This is a genomic window from Streptomyces sp. NPDC101194, from assembly GCF_044767885.1.
GTDB lineage: Bacteria > Actinomycetota > Actinomycetes > Streptomycetales > Streptomycetaceae > Streptomyces.
In genome coordinates, this window is sequence record NZ_JBIWOS010000003.1 from 77,126 (window position 1) to 100,200 (window position 23,075).

Consider the following 23,075-nt stretch of genomic DNA (forward strand, 5'->3'; position numbering starts at 1 on the left):
GCCGGAGGCGGTGCTCCCGGCGGCGGACGGCGCCCGTCGGGCTCGATTCTGCCACTGCTGGGGCGCCGCGGCGGGCGGACCTGTGGGGGGAGCGTGGGTATCGGTCCGGGCTACCGCGGGCCGCCGGTGCCGGGGTGGCCGCCGAGACGGGTCGGCGCCGGGGCCCGTTCCAGTTCGTGGCTGAGCTCCTCCAGCTCACTGCCGCCCGCCATTTGGCGGGTCAGCTCGTCCAGGGTGATGTTCGCCCTGGTGTGGCTGCCGGACATGGCGCCCCGCTTGAGGAGGACGAAACGGTCGCCGACGAGAAACGCGTGGTGCGGGTTGTGCGTGATGAGGACCACGCCGAGACCCGCGTCGCGGGCGGCCGCGACGTACTTGAGGACGACACCGGACTGCTTGACGCCGAGCGCGGCGGTGGGCTCGTCCAGCACGAGGACCTTGGCCCCGAAGTAGACGGCCCGCGCGATGGCGACGCACTGGCGCTCGCCGCCGGAGAGCGTGCCGATCGGCTGGTCGACGTCGCGCAGATCGATGCCCATGCGCAGCAGCTCGGAGCGGGTCGTCTCGCGCATCAGCCGTACGTCGAGCCGTTTGAACGGGCCCGCGCCGGTGGTCGGCTCGGAGCCGAGGAAGAAATTGCGCCAGACCGGCATCAGGGGGACGACGGCCAGGTCCTGGTAGACCGTGGCGATACCGCGGTCGAGGGCGTCGCGCGGGTTGGCGAGGGTGGTCTCCTCGCCGTCGATGAGAAAGCTGCCGGCATCGTGCCGGTGCAGCCCTGCGATGATCTTGATCAGCGTGGACTTGCCGGCTCCGTTGTCGCCGAGGACGCAGGAGATCTCCCCCGCGTGGACCTCCAACGAGACGTCCTGGAGTGCCTTGATGTTGCCGTAGAACTTGCTGACGCGGTCCAGCTCGACGAGCGCCCGGTGGGACGTCTCCTGGTCGGCCGGCCGGCCGGCCGATGCCTGGGGGGCCGTCATTTCGTCGCCTCCGCGCGCTTGCGTACCCATGCGTTGAGCAGGGTGGCCAGGAGCAGCATGGCTCCGAGGAAGAACTTGAACCAGTCCGGGTTCCACTCCGCGTACACGATGCCCTTGCTGGTCATGCCGAAGATGAAGGCACCGACCGCGGAGCCGATCGCGGAGCCGTAGCCTCCGGTGATCAGACAGCCGCCGATGACGGCCGCGATGATGTAGATCAGTTCGTTGCCGACACCCTCGCCGGACTGCACCACGTCGTACGAGAACAGCAGATGCTGCCCCGAGACCCAGGCGGCGAAGGCGACCCCGAGGTACAGCCCGATCTTGGTACGGATCACCGGGACACCGACCGCGCGGGCCGCGTCGGCCTCGCCGCCGACCGCGAAGATCCAGTTGCCGAAGCGGGTGCGGAGCAGGATCCAGGTGGCGATCGCGACGAGCACGGCCCACCACAGGATGGTGACCTTGAACTCGACGCCGCCGATGGTCCACTGCGAGGCGAAGACCTGACGGGCCGAGTCGAAGCCCTCCATGTCACCGATGGTCTTGGTCGACACGGTCCCGCTGATCAGCTTGGTGAAGCCCAGATTGAGGCCGGTCAGCATCAGGAACGTTCCGAGCGTGATGATGAAGCTCGGCAGCCCGGTACGGGTCAGCATGAAACCGTTGAAGGCCCCGATGGCCAGCGTGACCAGCAGCGACACGAAGACGCCGACCCAGACGTTGGCTGTCATCTGGTAGCTGAACATCGACGAGATCAGCGCGGAGCTGGTGACCAGCACACCGGCGGAGAGGTCGAACTCGCCGCCGATCATCAGCAGCGCCACCGGCGCGGCCATGATCCCGATGGTGGAGGCCGCGTAGAGCACCGTGCCGAGGCTGGAGGCGCGCAGGAAACTGTCGGCGACGATCGAGAAGAAGATGAAGACGGCCGCGGCGCCGACCACCGAGCCGAGCTCGGGACGGCCGAGCAGCCTGCGCAGCGGTGAGGTGCGCAGCAGCCGCTCGTCGGCCACGGCCGGGGCAGGTGGACCGGTCACCGTGCTCATCGGGTGCCCCGCTTCGTGTACGCGGCGAGCTCGGCGGCGTCCTTGGAGGTGATGATCTGCGGGCCGGTGAGAACCGGACGGCCGCCGCCGAGCACGTTGCCGTTGTAGCGCTGGAGCCAGAGCAGGTCCACGGCCTCGTACCCCTGGAGGTAGGGCTGCTGGTCGACCGCGAAGCCGAGGGTCTTGTCCTGGAGGGCCGTGGCGACCTTGGCGTTCAGGTCGAAGGTGTCGATCTCGGCCTTGCTGCCGGCGGTCTTCTTCGCCTTGACGGCGGCGTCCGCGAACGGCGCTCCGAGTGTGACGACCGCGTCGATGTCCTTGTCGGCCTGGAGCTTGGCCTCGATGGACGCCTGGACGTCGGGCATGTTGGTGCCTTCGACGTACAGGTTCTGCATCTGCCCGTCGAAGGTCTTCTTCGCCCCGGCACAGCGCTGCTCGTGGCCGACGTTGCCCTGCTCGTGCAGGATGCACAGGGCCTTCTTGCGGCCCCGTGCGTTGAGCTCGTCGCCGACCGCCTCACCCGCGATGGACTCGTCCTGGCCGATATGCGTGAGCGCCCCGAACCGCTTGGACTCCGCGGAGCCCGAGTTCACCGTGATCACGGGGATACCGGCCTTGGTGGCCTTGGCGACGACGTCCTTCATGGCGTCGGGCTTGGCGAGCGTGACGATCAGCCCGTCGACCTTCTGGTCGATGGCCGCCTGGACGAGCTGGGCCTGCTGCTGCGCCTCGTCGTTGTGCGAGTACAGGAACTTGATGTTGTCCTTGACGGCCGCCTGCTCGGCGCCCCGCTGGACGATGTCCCAGAACGTGTCGCCGTCTCCCGAGTGGGTGACCATGGCGAAGGTCCAGCGGGGCGTGTTCACCGCGGACCGGCCCTCGGCGGCAGCCCGCGCCGCGCGCTCCTCCGCACGCTTGCCACCGGTGCTGCTGCATCCCACGAGGGAAACCCCGAGCACCGCCGCAAGCACGGCGCCCATCGCACGTACCCCTGTCCGAACCCTTGCCACGACGCCATGCCCTTCTTGTGCTGCTCGCTGTGCTGCCTGGTGGGACCGGGGACGGTTCACACCCTGCTCTGCCGGCCAAGTATCCCCGAGCCGCCGACGGCGCCGCCCGGCAGGGCGGAGGTCAACGTTCCGGTTGATGACGGTCCGGGCGGGCCGGGCCCGCTCCTCGCCCGCCCTGTCCCGCGCGTGGGAGAACTCGACGCCGCCCCCGGCCGCCGCATCCTTCACGCCGCCGCACACGATGTCCCGGAAGCCGCATCCCTCCCTCCCGGTCCGCATCCGTCGCGGGCCCGGGTGACCCCCGTCACCGTACGAGCAACTGGAAGTCGAAGGAATAGCGCGCGGCCCGGTAGATGTGGGAACCGAACTCGACCGCGCGCCCGGTGTCGTCGAAGGTGGTGCGTTCCATCGTCAGCAGCGCGGCCCCCTCGGTCTCGGCGAGTGCGGCCGCCTCCTGCGCGGTGGCGAGCCGGGCACCGACGGTCTGGCGGGCACTGTGCAGGGTGATGCCGGCTCCGCGCATCATCCGGTAGAGGCCGGTGGTCTCCAGCCGTTCGGTCTCCAGACCGACGATCCCGAGAGGCAGGTGATTGCGCAGGAGCGCCAGCGGCTCGTCGTGCGCGTACCTCAGTCGCTCGACGAGGTGCACTTCGGTGCCCTCGGTGATTCCGAGCGCGTCGGCGACTCCGGCACCGGCGGGCTCGACGGTGTTGCGCAGGACGCGGGTCGTGGGGTGCCCGCCCGCCGCCTCCAGGTCGTCGTACAGGCTGCTCAGTTCGAGGGGGCGCCGGACCCGGCTGTGCACGACCTGGGTGCCGACGCCTCGGCGGCGGACCATCAGCCCCTTGTCGACCAGGGACTGGATGGCCTGGCGGACGGTGGGGCGGGACAGTCCGAGCCGGGCCGCGAGCTCGATCTCGTTGCCGAGGAGGCTGCCGGGGGCCAGTCGGCCCTGCTCGACGGCTTCTTCCAGCTGCTGGGCCAGCTGGTAGTAGAGCGGAACCGGACTGGTGCGGTCCACACCGAGTTCGAGCGCGGTGGGGTCGGTGGTGGGTTTGGGCACGCGTGGAGGGTATCCCTCACATCAGAACCTCCGGTAGTCCGGTCGTCCTGTTGTCCGGACAGCATGAACATCGAACAAGCCTCGCCTTGTCAGGACATATGGTTGACAGCGCAGTCGGTGGGCGGCACGTTGGGTCCATGCGCATCGGACTCATCGGCACCGGCCGGATCGGCACCTTCCACGCGGGCGTACTGGCCCGCCATCCCGCGGTCGACTCCCTGGTGGTGACGGACACCGACGGGGTACGGGCGGCCGAGGTCGCGGACCGCCTCGGGGCCGGGGTCGCGGACAGCGCCGCCGAGGTTTTCGGCGCGGGCGTGGATGCCGTGGTGATCGCCTCGGCCACCTCGGCGCACGCGGATCTCATCGGACAGGCCGCGCGCGCGGGGCTGCCCGCGTTCTGCGAGAAGCCGATCGCGCTGGACCTGCCGGGGACGCTGGGCGCGCTGTGCGAGGTCGACCGGGCGGGCAGTGTCCTCCAACTGGGCTTCATGCGCAGATTCGACGCCGGGTACGAGGCGGCCCGCACCGCGGTGCGGGCCGGGGCGCTCGGCAGGCTGCACACCGTACGGGCCATGACCATGGACCCCGCACCGCCGCCCGCCGCGTATCTGCCGCTCTCCGGAGGGCTGTACCGGGACTGTCTGGTCCATGACTTCGACATGCTTCGATGGGTGACGGGCCGTGAGGTGACCGAGGTGTACGCCACCGGGTCGGATGCCGGACCGGGCATGTTCCGGGCGGCGGGCGACGTCGACACCGCGGCGGCCCTGCTGACTCTCGACGACGGAACCCTGGCCACGGCGACGGCCACTCGCTGCAACGGCGCCGGTTACGACGTGCGGATGGAGCTGGCGGGCGAGCTCGGCCAGCTCACGGTCGGTCTGGACGACCGCACGCCGGTCACCTCGGCGGAGCCTCGGGGCCCGGCCGCGCCGCGCCGCCCCTGGCCGGGCTTCCTGGAGCGGTTCGCCCCGGCGTACGAGGCGGAACTGGACGCGTTCGTACGGGTGGTGCGGGGCGAACTGCCCAATCCGTGCGACGGCCGGGAGGCGTGGTACGCGCTGCTGATCGCGGAGGCGTGCGAGGTGTCCCGGCGGGAGCGGCGCCCCGTGGCGATCGCCGAGATCGCCGATGCGGCGGCCGCCCGGTCCGGCGCTCGTGTTGCGGGGTGAATCCCGCTGTGCCCCGCTCCCGGCGGCCGGGAGCGGGGCACAGGCACTTCAGGACGGCGTGGCGGACAGTACGGTCCCCTGGGCCACCGCGCAGAGCGTCCGCGCCCCCTCGTCGCCCGTGGCGAACAGCTCGCAGCGGACCACGGCCTGGCGGCGGCCGGTGTGCACGACCTCGGCGCGGGCGACGAGTGTGCGGCCGGTGGCCGGCCGGACGTACTGGATGGAGAAGCCACCGGTCAGCACGGCCGGGCCCAGGGTCGTCCCGGCGGCGAAGGTGATCGAGTTGTCGGCGGCGTAGGCCAGGACCCCGCCGTGCACGAAGCCGTTCTGCTGCTGGAGCTCCTGACGGATGTCCACCTCCAGGGTGGCCCCGCCGTCCCCGAAGGCGGTGATCCTCGCTCCGACCAGCCCGCTGAACGGCTGGCTGTCGAGCACCTTCTGTGCCATCTGCAAATCAAGTCCCGTCATGGCAGAGCTTTTTACCTCACCAGCGGACGGGCAGTGCGCGCACCCCACGGATCAGCATGCCGGGGAGCCAGTCCGGCGCCTCGCCGTCCGTGTCCAGTGCGAGACCGGGGCACCGCTCCAGCAGCGACCGGATCGCGATCCGGCCCTCCATCCGGGCCAGTGGCGCACCCAGGCAGAAGTGGATGCCGTGTCCGAAGGCCAGATGCCCCTGGGCGTCACGGCGGATGTCGAAGCGGTCGGCTTCCGGATAGCGGCCTGCGTCGCGGTCCGCGCCCGCCAGGGAGACCAGGACCGGCTCACCCGCCGGAATGACCCGCCGCCCGACCCGGACCGTTTCACGGGGGAAGCGGAACGTGGCGGTCTCCACCGGTCCGTCGTACCGCAGCATCTCCTCGACCGCCCCGTCGATCAGATCGAAGTCCGCGCGGAGCGCGGCCAGTTGATCCGGGTGGTCGAGCAACGCCCGTACCCCGTTGGAGATCAGGTTGACCGTGGTCTCATGCCCGGCGACGAGCAGCAGGAATGCCATGCCCACGAGCTCGTCGGGCGACAGTCCGTCCCCTTCCTCGTCACGCGTCCTGACCAGTGCGCTCATCAGGTCGTCACCGGGCGAGCACCGCTTGTCCTCGATGAGTTCGCCGAGGTAGGCCCCCATGGCGGCCACGGCCTCGCGCTCCTGCTCCGGCGTGACCGGGGTGACGATGCTGTTCGACAGCCGGCGGAAGGCGTTCCGGTCCAGGTCCGGCACACCGATCAGTTCGCAGATGACCGTCATCGGAAGCGGGAAGGCGAGCGCGTCCACGAGATCGGCCCGCCCGGCCGGCACCATCGCGTCGAGGAGTTCGTCGGTGATCTGCTGGACGCGGGGGCGCAGGGCCTCGACCCGGCGTGCGGTGAACTCCCGGGTGACGAGCTTGCGCAGCCGGGTGTGGTGGGGTGCGTCGAGCTCCAGCATGTTGGCGAAGATCGGATCGTTCGCGTCGGGCCGGTCCGCCGGCCCCTGCCACTCCTTGCCGAACCGCTGGTCGGCGAGGACCGCGCGGCCCTCGTCGTACCCCACCACGAGCCAGACCCGCTCGAAGTCGTCGGTACGGACGGTGTGCACGGGACCCGTGGCGCGCAACTTCTCGTAGTGCGGATAGGGATTCGCGGTGAAGTCCTCGACCCCGCGCAGATCGAAGTCGACATGGACACTGGCATCGGACATGGGATCGCCCCTCCCGGTCTGATCGGCTCGATCGCTGGCGATCGACCGCTTCAGCCTATGTGGCCCGGTCCGCGCCGTCGTCGTCGAGCAGGCCCGCGTCGTGCACCAACAGCGCGATCTGGACACGGTTGTTGAAATCGAATTTGGCCAGGATCCGGGACACCTGGGTCTTCACGGTCGCCACGCTGAGATAGAGCGTGGCGGCGATCTCGGCGTTGGAACGGCCCTGCCCGACGGCGATCGCGACCTCGCGTTCCCGTTCGGCGAGGGCCGCGATCCGCTGCCTCGCCCGGTCGGCACGGTCCACCCGGTCGCCTCGGCCGGACCCGGGGCCGGTACCGGCGGCGCGGGCCATCAGTCGACGGGTCACCGCGGGCGACAGCACCGGATCACCGGCCGCGACCTGCCGCACCGAGTCGACGATCCGGGCCGGAGAGGTGTCCTTCAGGACAAATCCCGCGGCTCCGGCGCGAATGGCCCGCAGCACCTGTTCGTCGGCGTGGAACGTCGTCAGGACGATGACCTCCGGTGCGTCGGGACGGGTCCGCAGCGCCTCGGTCGCCGTCAGCCCGTCCATCGTCGGCATCCGGATGTCCATCAGCACCACGTCCGGGCGGAGCCGGTCGACGAGATCCACGGCATCGGAGCCGTCGGCCCCCTCCCCCACGATCTCGATGTCGTCGGCGCCGCCGAGCATGAGCGCGAGCCCGGCCCGTACGAGCGGGTCGTCGTCGACGACGAGCAGCCGGACGGGCCGGGCCACGGGATCCATGGGCGTCGATGTGGTCATGACGACAACCGTAGCCAGACCCCGCCCCCGGCGTGTCCCGGTCCGCGGCCGCCTCGGAGCCTCTCGTTCGGATCAGGCCGGGTTCGCGTGCCCCGCCGCCGCGCCTCGCCGATCCGGCCCGATCCGATCCGAACGAAGGCCCCTCGCGGACCGTGCGCGGCTCAGGCCGGCCATGGCAGCCAGGCCCGGATGCCGAAGCCGCCGTCCGGCTCCGGCCCGTGATCGAGACGACCCCCGGCCAGGGTCGCGCGCTCCGTGAGGCCGATGAGCCCCTGGCCCGAACCGGGGACCTGCTCGAACGGTTCGGTGGGCGCCGGATTGCGCACCTCGATGGTGAGCCCGTCCCCCGGAGCGCCGGCGACGGTGACACCGACCTCGGCGCCCGGTGCGTGTTTACGGGCGTTGGTCAGGCCCTCCTGGGCGATGCGGTAGACCGTGCGGCCGGTGGCGGCGGGGGCCGCGGCAGGGTCGGTGATACGGCTGTCGAGGGTGACCTTCATACCGGCCAGCCGGGACTCGGCGATCAGGGAGTCCAGGGTGGCGAGGGTGGGCTGCGGCCGGTTGTCGTCGCTCTCCCCCGGGCTGCGCAGGACTCCGATGATCTCGCGGAGGTCCTGGAGCGCCTCGTGCGCGCTGTCCCGGATGACTCCGGCGGCCCGCGCCACCTGGGCCGGGGGCGCGTCGGGGCGGAATTCGAGGGCACCGGCGTGGACGCTGAGGAGGGTCAACCGGTGGGCGAGCACATCGTGCATCTCCCGGGCGATGGCTTCGCGGGCCAGCCGCTGCGCCTGTTCGGCGCGGAGCTCCGCCTCGGTCTCGGCCCGGCGGGCGCGCTCGCGCAGCGTGACGACGAGCTGGCGTCTGGACCGTACGACCATGCCCCAGCTGAGCACCAGCAGCGACAGCAGCACACCGACGACCGTGGCCGCGATGAACGAGGTGCCCGGGTCGGGCCGCAGGTACGGCTGTACGGGGACCGTGATCAGAGCGAGTGCCCCGATGACCGCAACAGGGCGGAACGGCCGGTGCACGGCCACGCTGAACAGGGCCACGAGCAGGGCACCCGCGGCGACCGGTTCGACGGTGGCGACCAGGATCAGGCCCACCGCGAGGCCGACGGGCCACCGCCGTCGCACCCACAGGGCGCAGCAGGCGGCGGCCCCGATCAGGCAGTCGACGAAGACGACACCGTCCGGGGTGGTGCGGTCGACGTCGAGCGCCGCCGCGGCGAGCAGGCCGATGCCGGCCGCACAGAGGAAGGCGGTGAGGTCGACGATCCAGTCCCGCACGGTACGTCGTGAGCGGCCGGCCCGGTCGTCGGGCAGCTCCGGGTCGGCCATCGCCGAGGGCAGCAGCCAGGGGTACTCCGTACGCGTCATACGACAAAACTACCCAGGTCAGGCACGGCTGCCGGCGATCCCGGCACAGTGAGCCACCAAAGTCGCCGAACGCGAGACTTTCGACGCGGCGTGCCAGTCCGGTGGCCGACGCGGCGGGCGGACCGGAGCCGGGAGGCTCCCGCCATGAAGAAAATCTGCGAGTCGGTCGGCTTCCTCGTCTTCGTCCAGGGGGTCGCCGGACTCGTCAACGAATTGACGGGATGGTTCCGGTTCTGGACGCTGGTGCGGCGGCTGGACTTCGTCGGTCCTTACGCGACCTTCGTGAACATCGTGCTGGCCGTGGCGGGTGCGGCGGTGATGGTGGCCGCCGACCGGCTCAAGGAGTAGCGGGGTTCGCCGCCCGGCGCCCCCGGCCGGTACCCACCAGGACCAGCGCCGCGCCCACCGCACCGAGGACGCCGAGCCGTTCGCCGCCGATCGCGATGCCCAGGGCAGCGGCCCACAGCGGTTCCGTGCCGAGCAGCGGACTCACCCGGGACGGCGAGGTGCGCGGCGCACCGACCACATCTGCGCGAAGAAGGCGAAGAGCGTGCAGAAGACGGAGAGGAGGAGCAGCCCGCCCCCTTCCCGGCCGACGGCGCCCCGCGCCCCGCCTGGACGTCCGTTTCCCGCCGGTGCGCGTACGACCGAAGGACTTTCCTTGTCCCTGTCGAAACAACGGCCTGAGCACAAGGAACCCATCATGACCAGCACCGACAGCAGCACGACCAGGACCGCACTCGTCACCGGAGGCAGCCGGGGCATCGGTGCCGCGACCGCCCTGCGACTGGCCCGGGAGGGCGCCGACGTGGCACTGACGTACGTGCGGGACGAGGACGGCGCGAGGGCGGTCGTCGAGGAGATCCAGTCGTACGGCCGTCGCGGCATCGCCCTGCGAGCCGACTCGGCGGACCCGGATGCCGCCCCGGCGGCCGTGCACCGTACCGCCGGGGAGTTCGGCCGGCTCGACGTCCTGGTCAACAACGCGGGCATCGGCGTCCTCGGCACCATCGGCACCCTCACCCCCGCCGATGTGGACCGGGTACTGGCGGTCAACATCCGGGCGGTCTTCCTGGCCTGCCGCGCCGCAGGGGAGCTGATGGGGAGCGGCGGTCGCATCATCTCCCTCGGCACGGCCCTGAGCCGGCACGCGGGCGGTCCGGGCTCCACCCTCTACACGATGAGCAAGGCGGCGCTGGCCGGCCTGACCAAACCGCTCGCCCGTGAACTCGGCCCGCGCGGCATCACGGTCAATCTGGTCCAGCCCGGTCCCGTCGACACGGACCTCAACCCGGCCGACGGCCCGATGGCCGCCGGTCAGCTCGCGGCGACCGCGCTCGGCCGGTTCGGCTCGCCGGACGAAGTGGCCTCATTGATCGCCTACTTGGCCAGTGCCGAAGCGGCGTACATCACGGGTACGGAGGTGACGGTGGACGGGGGCCACGCGGCCTGACCGGCTGCGCCCCGGGATCCGGCCGGCACCGCGGACCCCGGCCGGATCCCGGGGCCGCGGGTGCCGTGGGCGGAACCCGGGAGCCGGCCCGTCGACACCCGCCCCGCCGGTGGGTCCGTGCCGGGCGACACGGACGCACCGGCACGCGCATCACCGCGAGCGCGGGGTGAGCTCCGCCATCCGGGACCAGCCCTCGCCCGGCACCTCGACGTTGATGATCTCCGGGGTCTTGGAGACGAGATCCGCCATCCGGTCCATCGCCGCGGCGAAGTGCTGCGACTTCACATGGGCCTGACCGGCCTCGGGGGAGGCGAACGCCTCCAGCAGGACGAACTCGTCCGGGTTCTCGACACTGTAGGACCACTCGAAGAACAGGTTGCCGGGCTCCTGCCGGGTGGCGAGGGTGAAGTCCTCGACGGCCGGGAGCCAGTTGTCGCGGTCGGCGCTGTGGACGGTGAATTTGACGGCGATGAAGATCATGCCATCAGCGTCCCACAAGCCCTGAACATGCATATGCCGGGGCACACCAGGACGAGGCCGACCGGTCCGCGTTCCGGGGCACGCGAGCCCGGCAGGATGATCCGGACGAGAGGCCCTAAGCGCCGAGCTCGCGATGGCGCGCGGCCAGTCGCGCGGCCCCCTCCTCGGTCGGTGCGCCGAAGAGCCGGAGCCGGGAGATGCCGCCGTCCGGGAAGATGTCGATCCGGATGTGCGTGGCCCGCACCGCCTCGGGCAGAACGAAGCGGTGGTTCGTGTCGGGCTGGAGCCGGGTCCGGGGCAGCACCTCGGTCCAGTCGCCGTTCTCCCCGTCGCGGGCGGAAAGGCTCGCCCAGCCCGCCGAGTTGCCCTTCAGATACGCGGTGTCGATCTCGACGGCACGGATCTCCGCCTGCTCGACGAGGCGGTAGCGGATCCAGTCGTTGCCCCGGTCGCGCCGTCGGCGGGTCTCCCAGCCGTCGTCCATCTTGCGGGACCTGCCCGGCTGAATGGTGTTGGTGGCCGGTGAGTAGAACCGGTCGGAGGCGTCCTCGACCGTGCCGCCGTTCTCCAGGGCGACCAGGTCGAAGGTGCCGAGGGCGGCCAGCCAGCCGGGGTCGGGGGTGACCTCGCCGTGGACCCGCAGCCGGGCTATCCCGCCGTCGGGGTGCTGATTGACCCGCAGGTGGGTGACGCGCTGCTCGGCCGCGACGGCGAAGCCGTTGGCGGCGTGTCCGCCGACGGCCGTACGCGGTATGAGCGTCGTCCACTTCACCTCGGGGGCGAGGAGGTCTTCGGGTGACGGGGAGCCGGGGACACAGGCCGCCTCGACGGAGACCGCCTGCGGGTAATTGCCGCGGAAGTGGGCCGTGTCGACGACGATGCCGCGTACGACTCCGGGCGCACCGAGCCGTACCAGCGCCCAGTCGTGGTCCTCGTCCGCGGGGTGCGGCCGGTCGGCGCCCGCACCGCGTCGGCGGCGGGTCTCCCAGCCGTCCATGATCTTGCCCTTGTGACCGAAGCGCTCGGGGTCGAACTCCGCGGGCTCCGGCTTCAGAAGGTTCTCGCGCTCGGCGAAGAACTCGTCGTTGGCGGCGATCACCCCCGCGCCGAGCCGCCGGTCGGCGAGGTCGACGAGGGGGGTGAAGGGGAAGTCGGCCGTGCGGTAGTCGGCGTACGGGTCACCGCCGCCGTACGGGTTCGCGTCGCCGGTGAAGCGGGGTGTCGCCGTCATGGTCAGTGCTCCCTTTCGAGAAGGCGCCCGGTGGGCTCGGCGACGTCACCGTCGGCCGCGATCCGTACGCCGCGCAGCCAGGTCGACCTCACGACGCCGTGCAGGGTCTTGCCCGCGTAGGCGGTGACCTGGTTGCGGTGGAAGAGCTCCGCGGGGTCGACGGTGAAGGTCTCGTCGGGGGCGAGGACCGCGAAGTCGGCGTCGCGGCCGGCCTCGATGGCACCCTTGCGGGTCAGTCCGGCCAGCTCCGCGGGGGCGGCCGACATCCAGCGGACGACCTCGTCGAGCGAGTGGCCGCGCCTGCGGGCCTCGGTCCAGATGGCGGGAAGGCCCAGCTGGAGGGAGGAGATGCCGCCCCAGGCGGAGGCGAAGTCCGGCGTCTTGAGGTCGGTGGTGCACGGCGAGTGGTCGGAGACGATGCAGTCGATCGTCCCGTCGGCCAGCCCCTCCCACAGCGTGTCCTGGTTGGCGGCCTCCCGGATCGGCGGGCAGCACTTGAACTCCGTCGCGCCGTCCGGGACCTCCTCGGCGGTGAGGGTGAGGAAGTGCGGGCAGGACTCGACGGTGACCCGTACGCCCTCGCGCTTGGCGGCGGCGATCATCGGCAGGGCGTCGCTGGAGGACAGATGCAGCACATGGACCCGGGCGTCCAGCCGCCGGGCGTGTGCGATGAGTCCCTCGATCGCGGTGTTCTCGGCGTCACGGGGCCGGGAGGCGAGGAAGTCGGCGTACGCGGGTCCACTGCGCTGCGGGGCGGACGCCAGATGGCGCGGATCCTCGGCGTGCACGATCAGCAGCCCGCCGAAGCCGGCTATCTCGGCCATGGACCGGGCCAGCTGTTCCTGGTCGAGCTCCGGGAACTCGTCGACGCCGGAGGGCGAGAGGAAACACTTGAATCCGAAGACCCCGGCCTCGTGGAGCGGCCGCAGGTCCTTGACGTTGGACGGGATCGCACCGCCCCAGAATCCGGTGTCGATATGCGCCTTGGGGGCCGCCACCTGCTGCTTGGTGCGCAGGTGGTCGACGGTGGTGGTCGGCGGGAGGGAGTTGAGGGGCATGTCGAGCAGGGTGGTGATGCCACCTGCCGCGGCCGCGCGGGTGGCGGTGTGGAAACCTTCCCACTCGGTGCGGCCGGGGTCGTTCACATGGACATGGGTGTCGACGAGTCCGGGCAGCAGGACGTCGTCGCCGAAGTCCTCCAGCCGGGCACCGGCCGGCGTCTCGCTGTCGTACGGCAGGACGGCGTCGATTCTCCCGTCGGCGACGGCGACCGCTGCGGGGCGCGTCCCGTCCGGGGTGACGACACGCGTCGAGCGCAGTACCAGATTCACGTCCGCACCGGACACCCGTGCTCCTCATTTCGGACTTTCGACCACTACGAATTCAACGAACTGTTGAAGGAGTCTTCACTCGGGATTCGGGCCCGTCAAGACCCCACTCTCCTCGCGGGACGGCCGGTGGACCACCCGCACCCACAACTGGAGATTTCCACAAAGTAAAAGACCGATTCCGGAAGGTGGAACGTAACATGGAACCAGTGCGGCATCGCAGAACCACCCCCGGGACTGCAGACACCAGGACAAACAGGCTCTGACCGGCCAGGACACCGCACCCTGAGCAGTGGGCCGATCGGGAACCGCCCGGTAGGCTGCGGGGTGCCTCGCCGGGCGGGGCACCCGCACTTCCGCCTCGAAAGGACCGTTGACGTGCCGCCGTCCCACGCCAGCACATCCGACTCCAAGCCCGCCGCTTCGAGCGGTGGTGTGCAGTCCCTTGAGCGTGCATTCGATCTGCTGGAACGGATGGCGGACGCCGGGGGCGAGGTCGGCCTCAGCGAACTCTCCGCGAGCAGCGGGCTTCCGCTGCCGACCATTCACCGTTTGATGCGCACGCTGGTGATCTGCGGATACGTGCGCCAGCAGCCGAACCGCCGCTATGCGCTCGGCCCACGTCTGATCCGGCTCGGCGAGTCCGCGTCGCGGCTGCTCGGCACCTGGGCCCGCCCGTATCTCGCGCGCCTGGTCGAGGAGACCGGCGAGACCGCGAACATGGCACTGCTGGACGGCGACGAGATCGTGTACGTGGCACAGGTGCCGTCCAAGCACTCGATGCGCATGTTCACCGAGGTGGGCCGACGGGTTCTCCCCCACTCCACGGGGGTCGGCAAGGCGCTGCTCGCGCACACGCCGCCGGAGGAGGTGCGGGCACTGCTCGCCCGTACCGGTATGCCGGCCGCCACCGAGAAGACGATCACCACTCCGGACGGTTTCCTCGACGCGCTGGAACAGGTCCGCAGGCTCGGATACGCGGTGGACGACAACGAGCAGGAGGTCGGTGTGCGCTGCCTGGCGGTCTCGGTGCCCGACTCCCCCACCTCCGCCGCGATTTCGATCTCGGGGCCGGCCGGCCGGGTGACGGAGGCGGCCACGGAGCGGATCGTGCCGATTCTGCAGCAGGCCGCGAAGGAGCTGTCCGACGCGCTGGCCAGCAGCGGTACCACCGGCTGAGAGACCGGGACCGATACGCGTGGAGGGGCGGCAGGGCCGCCCCTCCACGCGGTCTCAGGCCGGCGTGGGGATCGTCAGACGGCCGTCGTCCATCGTGACGACGCGGTCCGTCCGGTCCAGATGGGCCCGGTCGTGCGTGACCATCACCGTGGCCGTCGACCGCTGCCGGGTCAGTGCGACCAGCAGTTCGAGCACGGCGGCCCCCCGCTCGTGATCGAGTGCGCTGGTCGGTTCGTCGACGAGCAGCACCGCCGGGTCGTTCATCAGGGCCCGCGCGATGTTGATCCGCTGGCGCTGCCCGCCCGAGAGCTGATGGGGCCTGCGGTCGGCCTTGTCCGCGAGGCCGACCGCGTCCAGCAGTTTCAGCGCCCGCCCGCGGGCTCCGCGCACGGCACCGCCCGACAGATGGGTCATCACCTGGAGCTGTTCGGCCGCGGTCAGGGAGGGCAGCAGATTGGGCTGCTGGAAGACGATGCCGACGCTTTCGCGGCGCAGCGCCGCCTTTTCCGCACGGCCGAGGCCCGCGGTGTCCGTGCCGGCGACGACGACCCGCCCCTCGTCCGGCGTGACCAGGGTCGCTGCCACCGCGAGAAGGCTGGACTTGCCGGAGCCCGACGGTCCGACGACCGCGGTGAGCGAACCGGCGGGGACATCCAGCGAGACCCGGTCCAGGGCAGTGAGCCGACCGTCGCCGTCGGGGTAGGTGAGGGTGACATCGGCGAGGGTCAGGGTCATCGGGCACTCCCGAGTGCGGTGAGCGGGTCGACGGCGGTGATCCGCCGGATGGACAGCGCCGCCCCGACGGCACCGAGGACGATCATGACGGCCGCCGGGACGAGGACGGTCGCCGCGTCGAGGACGAACGGCACGGCACCGCCACTGACCAACGCGCCGATGCCGGAGGCGAGCGCGGTGCCCACTCCGGTACCGATGGCGAGCATCACCACGGCCTGTCCGAGCGCGTCGCGCAGCAGATACGGGGTGGAGGCGCCCAGCGCCTTGAGGACGGCGACATCACCGCTGCGCTGGATCGTCCAGACCGTGAAGAAGGCGCCGATGACCAGGGCCGAGATGGCGAAGAGGAAGCCGCGCATCAGCTGGAGCGAGCCGTTCTCCGCCTGATAGGAGCCGATCGCGGTGAGGGAGTCCCCGAGGGAGAGCGTGCTGGTGCCCGCCGCCTTGTCCCCCGCGGCGAGGTCGACGCCGCCGGTGGTGGTCAGGGCGATCACCGTGGCGTGCGGGGTACGGCCGGCGCCGTCGGCCCCGAAGCGCTGCCAGTCGTGGAGCGAGGTCCACACCACCGGTGTGTGGCTGTACGAGGCGTCCGTCGCGACCGCGGCGACGGTGACTTCGGTGCCGCCGAGGCGCAGCCGGTCCCCGACCCCGGCATCCAGGTCGTCCGCGGCCCCTCGGGACAGCACCACCTTCCCCGTGCCCACGGACGCGGCACCCGCGGGTGCCGGTCCCGCGCCGGGCTCGACGCCGAACGCCGAGACGGCGGCCGTGCGCCCGCCCTCGACGGCGGCGGCATTGAGGGTGCGGATACCGAGCGGCTCCGCGCGGCTCACGCCGGGCCGCTCCGCCCAGCTCCGCCAGGCACTCTCCTCGACGATCGAATCGGTGAAGGACACCGACCGGCCGTCGGGCGGGGCGGCGAACGCGAGATGGTCGGCGTTCAGCCCCGTGACGGCCGAGGTGTTCTCCCTGGCCAGACCGGCCGTGAGACCGGACAGCAAGCCCACGAGCAGCGTGATCAGAACCACGACCGTGCCCATGAGCGCGAACCGGCCCTTGGCGAACCGGAGATCTCTCCATGCGACGAACATGCTTCCAGCCTCGGACGCCGACCGCCCGAAAACATCGCGCGGCGGTGGGGCCCGACATCAAACTTTCGATTGACCGGGCGCGGGCACCGCCCGTCTACGCTGGAGGAATCATGGATTCCCGTGCCCACCCCCCGGTCACCGCCGCGCTGCGGCTCTGTCTGCACGCGCTGCTGGTGGGGCTGCTCGCCCTCGCGGCGGTACGGGCCGTCGGCGACGGGACCCCGCACGCCGCCGCCGTCGTCGTGGTCACCTGTGTGATGGCCGCCGGGTACGCGGCGGGCGCGCTCGCTCCCGTCGTACGGCCGCACAGCCGCGCGGCCGCCCTGTGGCTGGCGCTGTTGTGCGCCCTGTGGCTGGTGCTGCTCGTCCTGTCGCCCGACGCCCTGTGGGTGGCGTTCCCGCTCTACTTCCTGCAGCTGCATCTGCTGCCGACGCGCTGGGCCCTGCCGGCCGTCGTGGTCACCGCCGCCGCGGCCATCGCGAGCTTCGTGCTCCACGGCCAGCCCGTCAATCCCGGCACCTTCATCGGTCCGCTCCTCGGCGCGGCGGTCGCGGTCGCGACGGTTCTCGGGTACGAGGCGCTGTTCCGGGAGAGCGAACGGCGCCGCGAACTCATCGAGGAGCTGATGTCGACCAGGGCGGAGCTGGCCGAGGCGGAACGCACGGCGGGCACGCTCGCCGAGCGTGAGCGGCTGGCCCGCGAGATCCACGACACCCTGGCGCAGGGTTTGTCCAGCATCCAGCTGTTGCTGCGCGCCGCCGAACGCACCCTGTCCGCCGACGCTCCCGCCACCGCGCACGTCCGCCGGGCCCGGGAGGCGGCGCAGGAGAATCTCGCCGAGGCCCGTCGCTTCGTCCGTGCCCTGTCGCCGCCCGATCTGGAGAACGGCTCCCTGGCAGCCGCCCTGGAACGGCTCTCGTCCCGCACGACGGGCCCCGGCCTCATGGTGCAGTTCGCGGTCAGCGGCAGCCCGGTGGAGCTGCCGACCCCGTACGAGGTGGCGCTGCTGCGCACCGCGCAGTCCGCGCTGGCCAACACGGTGCGGCACGCCGGGGCGCGGCGCGCGGAGATCACTCTCAGCTTCATGGACACCTCGGTGTCGCTGGACGTCGTCGACGACGGCCGCGGGTTCGTCCCCGGGAGCGGGCCGGTCGCCGCGGACACCGACACCGGCGGCTTCGGCCTGCCCGCCATGCGTTCACGGGCCCGTTCGCTGGGCGGCACGCTCAGTGTCGAGTCGGCGCCCGGTCAGGGCACGGCCGTCGCCCTGACGCTTCCGCTTCCGTTGCCCGACGGCCGGCCAGGACAGGACGCCGCATGACCACCCCCATCAGGCTGCTGCTCGCCGACGACCACCCGGTGGTACGGGCGGGGCTGCGGGCCGTGCTCGACGCCGAACCCGACTTCCAGGTGGTCGCCGAGGCGGCGACCGCCGAGCGGGCCGTCGCGCTCGCGGCGACCGGTGGGTTCGACGTCGTCCTCATGGACCTGCAGTTCGGCGCGGGCATGCACGGCTCCCGCGCGACCGCGGCCATCACGGCGGAGGCGGACGCGCCCAGGGTACTGATCCTCACCACGTACGACTCGGACGCGGACATCCTCGCCGCGGTCGAAGCGGGCGCCACCGGCTATCTGCTGAAGGACGCCCCGCCAGAGGAGCTGGCGGCGGCGGTACGCACGGCTGCGGGCGGCCGGTCGGCGCTCGCGCCGGCCGTCGCCCACCGGCTGATGGACCGCATGCGGACCCCGGCACAGGCTCTGACCAAGCGGGAACTGGAAGTCCTGCAACTGGTCGGCGAGGGCCTGTCGAACCTGCAGATCAGCAAGAAGCTCTTTCTCAGCCAGGCGACGGTGAAGTCCCACCTGGTGCACATCTACGCCAAGCTGGGCGTCGACTCCCGGACCTCGGCGGTGGCGGCGGCGACGGCCCGTCGGCTGATCCGCCGCTGATCCGCCGTTCGTCCCGCCGTCAGCCGCGCGGCGGCTCGCCGAAGAGGTCCACGGCGACCCGTACCTCCCTGAGCGCGGAGGCCAGTGCGCTGACCGAGCCGATCGCCCCCGCGATCAGCAGCAGCGAACGGCGCAGACGCGGAATCTCGGGTGCGCCGCCGGTCGCCATCTCGTCCAGCGCGGCCAGCTCGTCCTCGGCGATCCCCCGGTCCGGGAACTCCGCGGGGTGCCCCGCGAGCTCACGGCGGAGTCGGGAGACTGCCGTACGCAGCTCCGTCACCCTCGGATCCTCACCACTGCCGGTCACTCGCGTCTGCCCCACGCTTCGCAACAAAGCACTCCCCCTCGCACATCCTTGTGCCGGTTTTCCGATCGGTTCCCGGACCGTGGTCAAGTGTCCGGAGATGCCCGCAAGTTAACGCCATGAAAGGTGTCGAGCGCCACTCCGCGGACGGAAATCAGGGGTCCCGTACGGGTGATGCGCGGATCGTTCCGTGGACGTCGCCGCCCGACGGTCACACCCCCTCCAAGGGCTGTCCCGCTTGCGCGAACGGGGTGCGTCCGAGGTATCCAGTCCGCATGACTCGAACAACACAGGCACCGGCGGTCGCCGGGCTGCTGCTCGCCGCGGGCGGCGGGCGGCGGCTCGGCGGCCGGCCCAAGGCACTGCTCGAACACCGCGGCCGGCCGCTCGTGGAGCACGCGGTACGGATGCTGCGGGAGGGCGGCTGCCACCACGTCCATGTGGTCCTGGGGGCCGCGGCCGAGGAGGTGGTGGCGCGTGCCGACCTCGCCGGTTGCACGGTGACCGTCAACCCCGAGTGGCCCGAGGGCATGGGCTCGTCGCTGCGGGCGGGACTGGGGGCGCTGTCCGGTACGGGGGCGGACGCCGCGCTCGTCCTCCTGGTCGACCAGCCGGGCATCGGCGCGGACGCGGTGGCGCGGGTGCGATCGGCATACCGCTCCCGGACGAGTCTGGCGGCCGCCTCGTACGACGGGGAACGCGGCCATCCGGTGCTCTTCGGTGCGGACCGGTGGCCGGACATCGCGGCGGGAGCGGTGGGCGACCAGGGCGCTCGGGCGTATCTGCGGGCACACCGCGATGCGATCACGCTCGTCGAGTGTTCCGATGTGGCTCAGGCGTACGACATCGACACGGCGGAGGACCTGAAGCACCTTGAGTGAACGGGCTGGCACGCTGCGCCAGCATCACCCCACTTCTGTCGACCCGGAGAATCTCGACATCAACAAACCATTGAACTTCCACCATGAGGAAACTACTATCCACTGGTCAGAAGCCCTCTGCACCTCAGACGGCACCCACGGCCGTATCCCGGAGCCCTGGCACGCCGTGCCATTTCAGGCGACCCGGCGGCTGTGAGACGCCGCCCGCACCGCCCGCTGAAGGAGTGACAGCTCATGTCCGCACCAGCGCCGTCCCCGCTGGCCATCGTCGATGCCGAGCCCCTGCCCCGGCAGGACGAGGTCCTCAACCACGCGGCCCTCGCGTTCGTGGCCGAGCTGCACCGGCAGTTCACGCCCCGCCGTGACGAACTGCTCGCCCGCCGTGCCGAGCGCCGCGCCGAGATCGCCCGTACATCCACGCTGGACTTCCTGCCCGAGACGGCGGCGATCCGCGCGGACGACTCCTGGAAGGTCGCTCCGGCCCCGGCCGCGCTCGACGACCGCCGCGTGGAGATCACCGGTCCGACCGACCGCAAGATGACCATCAACGCCCTGAACTCGGGCGCCAGGGTCTGGCTCGCCGACTTCGAGGACGCGTCCGCTCCCACCTGGGAGAACGTGATCCTCGGCCAGCTCAATCTGATCGACGCATACACCCGGAACATCGACTTCACCGACCCCGGGACCGGCAAGTCGTACGCCCTCCGGCCCGCCGAGGAGCTCGCGACGGTCGTCACCCGCCCCCGCGGCTGGCACCTGAACGAGCGTCACCTCCAGCTCGACGGCACCCCGGTGCCGGGCGCACTGGTCGACTTCGGCCTCTACTTCTTCCACAACGCCCAGCGCCTCATCGACCTCGGCAAGGGCCCGTACTTCTACCTGCCGAAGACGGAGTCGCACCTGGAGGCCCGTCTCTGGAACGACATCTTCGTCTTCGCGCAGGACCGGCTCGGCATCCCGCAGGGCACGATCCGCGCGACCGTCCTCATCGAGACGATCACCGCCGCGTACGAGATGGAGGAGATCCTGTACGAACTCCGCGACCACGCCTCCGGGCTGAACGCGGGCCGATGGGACTACCTCTTCTCCATCGTCAAGAACTTCCGTGACGGCGGCGCCAAGTTCGTCCTCCCGGACCGCAACGCGGTGACGATGACCGCCCCGTTCATGCGCGCGTACACCGAACTCCTCGTCCGCACCTGCCACAAGCGTGGAGCGCACGCCATCGGCGGCATGGCGGCCTTCATCCCGTCCCGCCGTGACGCCGAGGTCAACAAGGTCGCCTTCGAGAAGGTCAAGGCCGACAAGGACCGCGAGGCCCACGACGGCTTCGACGGCTCCTGGGTCGCCCACCCGGACCTGGTCCCGATCGCCATGGCCTCCTTCGACGCGGTCCTCGGTGAGAGGCCGAACCAGAAGGAACGACTTCGCGAGGACGTCTCGGTGGCCGCGGGCGACCTGATCGCCATCGACACCCTGGACGCGACGCCCACGTACGACGGCCTGCGCAACGCCGTCGCGGTCGGCATCCGTTACATCGAGGCCTGGCTGCGCGGCATGGGCGCCGTCGCCATCTTCAATCTGATGGAGGACGCGGCCACCGCGGAGATCTCCCGCTCGCAGATCTGGCAGTGGATCAACGCGGACGTGGTCTTCGAGAACGGCGAACACGCCACGGCGGACCTGGCCCGCAAGGTCGCGGCCGAAGAACTCGCCGCGATCCGTGCCGAGCTCGGCGACGAGGCCTTCGCGTCCGGAAAGTGGCAGCAGGCCCACGACCTCCTGCTCCAGGTCTCCCTGGACCAGGACTACGCGGACTTCCTGACACTGCCCGCGTACGAGCAGCTGGGCTGAGCCCCGCTCCGGCCCGCCGACGAGCCCGCCCCCGGTACCGCACAGCACCGGGGGCGGACGTGCGCCCGCCGTCGAGGCGGGCCGGTCGGCGAGCCCGCTGCCGCGTGAGGGACGCGCGGTCGGGGCGGGTGTCAGGCGGTCGCCGCGTCCCTGTCCGCCCTGGCCGCCGACTCGTCCAGCGACTTGAGGACGGCGCGCGGGTCTCCGCCCTTCAGCACGGCCTGGCCCACATCGGTGCGTATCACGCCCCTGACGGCGGGCCAGGACCGCATGTTCACCGGCGCGAACTGCGCGTTGGCCAGCTGATCGATGAACGGCCACAGCGGTCGCCCGGCGGACCTCGCGCGCGCCGCGTCGGACGCGGAGTAGGTGACGGGAAGCGCGGACCGACCGCCGTCGTAGGCCAAGGCGGACTTCCCGCTGTAGAGGAAGGCGAGGAACGCACCGCATTCCTTGCGCCGGCCGTTGCGCTTGAACGCCATCAGCCAGTCGCTGAGCCCCAGCGGCGTGGCGGCTCCGCCGTTTCTCCTGGGGAACGGGGCATGCGCGTAAGGGACCTCGGCCTGATCCGCCGCGCCCATCAGCACGGGGTGGGCGATCAGCATCCCGATCCCGCCCCGCAGGAACTGCGCGTACGCGGCCGTCCTGTCGAGCTCCGCAGGGGCGGGGCCGGCCAGCCCTCCGGCGACGAGCTCGTCCCGCAGCCAGGTCAGGGCCTCGATGTTGGCCGAGGTCTCGAAGTCGTAGCCCGAGAGGTCCCCCGTATAGCCCCCTCCGGCCGCGAGCAGCCAGGACAGGGCCTCGTCGTCGGCCGCCTCGGGGCCGAACTGGAGCCCGTACGGCGTCTTCACGCCGATCCCCTTCAGGGCCACCGCAGCCGCGCGCAGCCCGTCCCACGACGTGGGGGCGCCACCGATGCCGGCCCGTCGGAAGAGCTCCTTGTTGTAGAAGAGCCGGGGCGTGCTGGCCAGGAAGGGGACCCCGTAGGTGGCGTTGTCGACCGTGCCCACCTCGGTGAAGGACCGGATGAAGTCGGCCTGGGTGGCGATGTCGAGCAGCTGCGACATGTTGTGGAGCCGGCCCTCCTCGGCATAGGGCGCGAAGACGTTCGACTGCGCGATGTCGGGCGCCCGGCCCTCCTCGACCCGCCGGGCGAGCGTCCTGTCGATCTTGTCGTACGGGACCCGCTCCAGGTTGATCCTGATACCGGCGTGCTGCTTCTCGAAGGCGGAGACGACGTCGTCCCACTGGTCGCCGAGCGAGGCGCCCACGCTCCTGTCGTAACTGGCCACGAGGACATGCAGTTCCACGTCCTGGCCTGGGGCGCATCCGGTGAGCCCGAACGCGGCCGTGGTGCCGGCGAGGCCGGCCGTCTGGAGAAGGAACTGCCGCCGACGCACCGCTCTTGCCACCCCTTGTTCGTACCGCACCTGCTCCGTGTTGGCAGATTCTGCCACATAGGCA

General features: G+C 71.2%; 23 protein-coding genes and 1 pseudogene. 8 read left to right on the forward strand and 16 right to left on the reverse strand.

What is annotated here, in order from left to right; genetic code table 11:
• Positions 1-110 precede the first annotated feature (110 nt).
• The 4 genes from ACIRP2_RS13480 to ACIRP2_RS13495 form a co-directional block, all read right to left on the reverse strand.
• The gene (locus ACIRP2_RS13480) at positions 111-983 is read right to left on the reverse strand and encodes an ATP-binding cassette domain-containing protein (RefSeq protein ID WP_404249647.1); all 873 of its coding nucleotides are present in this window, start codon (positions 981-983) and stop codon (positions 111-113) included.
• On the reverse strand, positions 980-2,032 hold the full coding sequence (locus ACIRP2_RS13485; RefSeq protein WP_404249650.1) for an ABC transporter permease: 1,053 nt from the start codon (positions 2,030-2,032) through the stop codon (positions 980-982). The genes ACIRP2_RS13480 and ACIRP2_RS13485 overlap by 4 nt, the downstream gene beginning before the upstream one ends.
• Entirely contained in the window at positions 2,029-3,012 is a 984-nt protein-coding gene (locus tag ACIRP2_RS13490) for a sugar ABC transporter substrate-binding protein (protein ID WP_404249652.1), read from the reverse strand. Before ACIRP2_RS13490 ends, ACIRP2_RS13485 begins: the two co-directional genes overlap by 4 nt.
• 334 nt (positions 3,013-3,346) lie before the next feature.
• Positions 3,347-4,105, reverse strand: coding sequence for a GntR family transcriptional regulator (locus ACIRP2_RS13495; RefSeq protein ID WP_404249654.1), 759 nt, complete (start codon positions 4,103-4,105; stop codon positions 3,347-3,349).
• A gap of 137 nt (positions 4,106-4,242) precedes the next feature.
• Here ACIRP2_RS13495 and ACIRP2_RS13500 point away from each other — a divergent pair, with 137 nt between their 5' ends.
• Positions 4,243-5,280 (forward strand): Gfo/Idh/MocA family oxidoreductase, encoded by a 1,038-nt coding sequence (locus ACIRP2_RS13500; protein ID WP_404249656.1) that lies wholly within the window; start codon positions 4,243-4,245, stop codon positions 5,278-5,280.
• Between the two features lie 48 nt (positions 5,281-5,328).
• On the opposite strand, the gene ACIRP2_RS13505 is transcribed toward ACIRP2_RS13500, so the two are convergent.
• From ACIRP2_RS13505 to ACIRP2_RS13520, 4 genes are all read right to left on the reverse strand, one after another.
• A complete protein-coding gene (locus tag ACIRP2_RS13505) occupies positions 5,329-5,748 on the reverse strand; it encodes a PaaI family thioesterase (protein WP_404249658.1) in 420 nt (139 codons plus the stop codon).
• Between the two features lie 16 nt (positions 5,749-5,764).
• Positions 5,765-6,955, reverse strand: a complete 1,191-nt coding sequence (locus tag ACIRP2_RS13510) for a cytochrome P450 (RefSeq protein WP_404249660.1) — start codon at positions 6,953-6,955, stop codon at positions 5,765-5,767.
• A gap of 55 nt (positions 6,956-7,010) precedes the next feature.
• Positions 7,011-7,745 (reverse strand): response regulator, encoded by a 735-nt coding sequence (locus ACIRP2_RS13515; protein ID WP_404249662.1) that lies wholly within the window; start codon positions 7,743-7,745, stop codon positions 7,011-7,013.
• 161 nt (positions 7,746-7,906) lie between these two features.
• Positions 7,907-9,124 carry a sensor histidine kinase gene (locus ACIRP2_RS13520; protein ID WP_404249664.1) on the reverse strand — a complete coding sequence of 406 codons (1,218 nt, stop codon included), beginning with the start codon at positions 9,122-9,124 and terminating at the stop codon, positions 7,907-7,909.
• 144 nt (positions 9,125-9,268) lie between these two features.
• Here ACIRP2_RS13520 and ACIRP2_RS13525 point away from each other — a divergent pair, with 144 nt between their 5' ends.
• Positions 9,269-9,472 carry a hypothetical protein gene (locus ACIRP2_RS13525; protein WP_404249666.1) on the forward strand — a complete coding sequence of 68 codons (204 nt, stop codon included), beginning with the start codon at positions 9,269-9,271 and terminating at the stop codon, positions 9,470-9,472.
• Here ACIRP2_RS13525 and ACIRP2_RS13530 read toward each other — a convergent pair.
• Positions 9,462-9,715: pseudogene (locus tag ACIRP2_RS13530) on the reverse strand (EamA family transporter); the annotation flags it as partial. The gene ACIRP2_RS13525 and the pseudogene ACIRP2_RS13530 overlap by 11 nt on opposite strands.
• A 112-nt stretch (positions 9,716-9,827) precedes the next feature.
• On the opposite strand from ACIRP2_RS13530, the gene ACIRP2_RS13535 reads away from it, so the two are divergent.
• Positions 9,828-10,577, forward strand: a complete 750-nt coding sequence (locus ACIRP2_RS13535) for an SDR family NAD(P)-dependent oxidoreductase (protein ID WP_404249668.1) — start codon at positions 9,828-9,830, stop codon at positions 10,575-10,577.
• Positions 10,578-10,727: 150 nt separating this feature from the next.
• Here ACIRP2_RS13535 and ACIRP2_RS13540 read toward each other — a convergent pair whose 3' ends face one another.
• The 3 genes from ACIRP2_RS13540 to allB form a co-directional block, all read right to left on the reverse strand.
• A complete protein-coding gene (locus tag ACIRP2_RS13540; RefSeq protein ID WP_404249670.1) occupies positions 10,728-11,057 on the reverse strand; it encodes a putative quinol monooxygenase in 330 nt (109 codons plus the stop codon).
• Positions 11,058-11,172: 115 nt separating this feature from the next.
• Positions 11,173-12,288, reverse strand: coding sequence for an allantoicase (alc, locus tag ACIRP2_RS13545; protein WP_404249672.1), 1,116 nt, complete (start codon positions 12,286-12,288; stop codon positions 11,173-11,175).
• Between the two features lie 2 nt (positions 12,289-12,290).
• Positions 12,291-13,634, reverse strand: a complete 1,344-nt coding sequence (gene allB, locus ACIRP2_RS13550; RefSeq protein ID WP_404249673.1) for an allantoinase AllB — start codon at positions 13,632-13,634, stop codon at positions 12,291-12,293.
• A gap of 360 nt (positions 13,635-13,994) precedes the next feature.
• On the opposite strand from allB, the gene ACIRP2_RS13555 reads away from it, so the two are divergent.
• A complete protein-coding gene (locus ACIRP2_RS13555; RefSeq protein ID WP_404249675.1) occupies positions 13,995-14,795 on the forward strand; it encodes an IclR family transcriptional regulator in 801 nt (266 codons plus the stop codon).
• 54 nt (positions 14,796-14,849) lie between these two features.
• On the opposite strand, the gene ACIRP2_RS13560 is transcribed toward ACIRP2_RS13555, so the two are convergent.
• Together ACIRP2_RS13560 and ACIRP2_RS13565 are read right to left on the reverse strand one after the other, a co-directional pair.
• Positions 14,850-15,530, reverse strand: coding sequence for an ABC transporter ATP-binding protein (locus tag ACIRP2_RS13560; protein WP_404249677.1), 681 nt, complete (start codon positions 15,528-15,530; stop codon positions 14,850-14,852).
• The gene (locus tag ACIRP2_RS13565; RefSeq protein ID WP_404249679.1) at positions 15,527-16,621 is read right to left on the reverse strand and encodes an ABC transporter permease; all 1,095 of its coding nucleotides are present in this window, start codon (positions 16,619-16,621) and stop codon (positions 15,527-15,529) included. Before ACIRP2_RS13565 ends, ACIRP2_RS13560 begins: the two co-directional genes overlap by 4 nt.
• A gap of 110 nt (positions 16,622-16,731) precedes the next feature.
• Between ACIRP2_RS13565 and ACIRP2_RS13570 the strand changes: the two genes are divergently transcribed.
• Together ACIRP2_RS13570 and ACIRP2_RS13575 are read left to right on the forward strand one after the other, a co-directional pair.
• Complete coding sequence (locus ACIRP2_RS13570; protein ID WP_404249681.1) at positions 16,732-17,943, forward strand: sensor histidine kinase; 1,212 nt, start codon at positions 16,732-16,734, stop codon at positions 17,941-17,943.
• Positions 17,940-18,572 (forward strand): response regulator, encoded by a 633-nt coding sequence (locus tag ACIRP2_RS13575; RefSeq protein ID WP_404249683.1) that lies wholly within the window; start codon positions 17,940-17,942, stop codon positions 18,570-18,572. The genes ACIRP2_RS13570 and ACIRP2_RS13575 overlap by 4 nt, the downstream gene beginning before the upstream one ends.
• 19 nt (positions 18,573-18,591) lie before the next feature.
• Here the strand turns inward: ACIRP2_RS13575 and ACIRP2_RS13580 are convergent, their stop codons facing one another.
• Positions 18,592-18,894, reverse strand: coding sequence for a DUF5955 family protein (locus tag ACIRP2_RS13580; RefSeq protein WP_404249685.1), 303 nt, complete (start codon positions 18,892-18,894; stop codon positions 18,592-18,594).
• Between the two features lie 257 nt (positions 18,895-19,151).
• Between ACIRP2_RS13580 and ACIRP2_RS13585 the strand changes: the two genes are divergently transcribed.
• A complete protein-coding gene (locus ACIRP2_RS13585; RefSeq protein WP_404249687.1) occupies positions 19,152-19,757 on the forward strand; it encodes an NTP transferase domain-containing protein in 606 nt (201 codons plus the stop codon).
• A 234-nt stretch (positions 19,758-19,991) separates the two neighbouring features.
• Complete coding sequence (gene aceB, locus ACIRP2_RS13590) at positions 19,992-21,611, forward strand: malate synthase A (RefSeq protein ID WP_404249689.1); 1,620 nt, start codon at positions 19,992-19,994, stop codon at positions 21,609-21,611.
• A gap of 131 nt (positions 21,612-21,742) precedes the next feature.
• Here aceB and ACIRP2_RS13595 read toward each other — a convergent pair whose 3' ends face one another.
• Entirely contained in the window at positions 21,743-23,068 is a 1,326-nt protein-coding gene (locus tag ACIRP2_RS13595) for an extracellular solute-binding protein (protein WP_404249691.1), read from the reverse strand.
• Between the last annotated feature and the right edge of the window lie 7 nt (positions 23,069-23,075).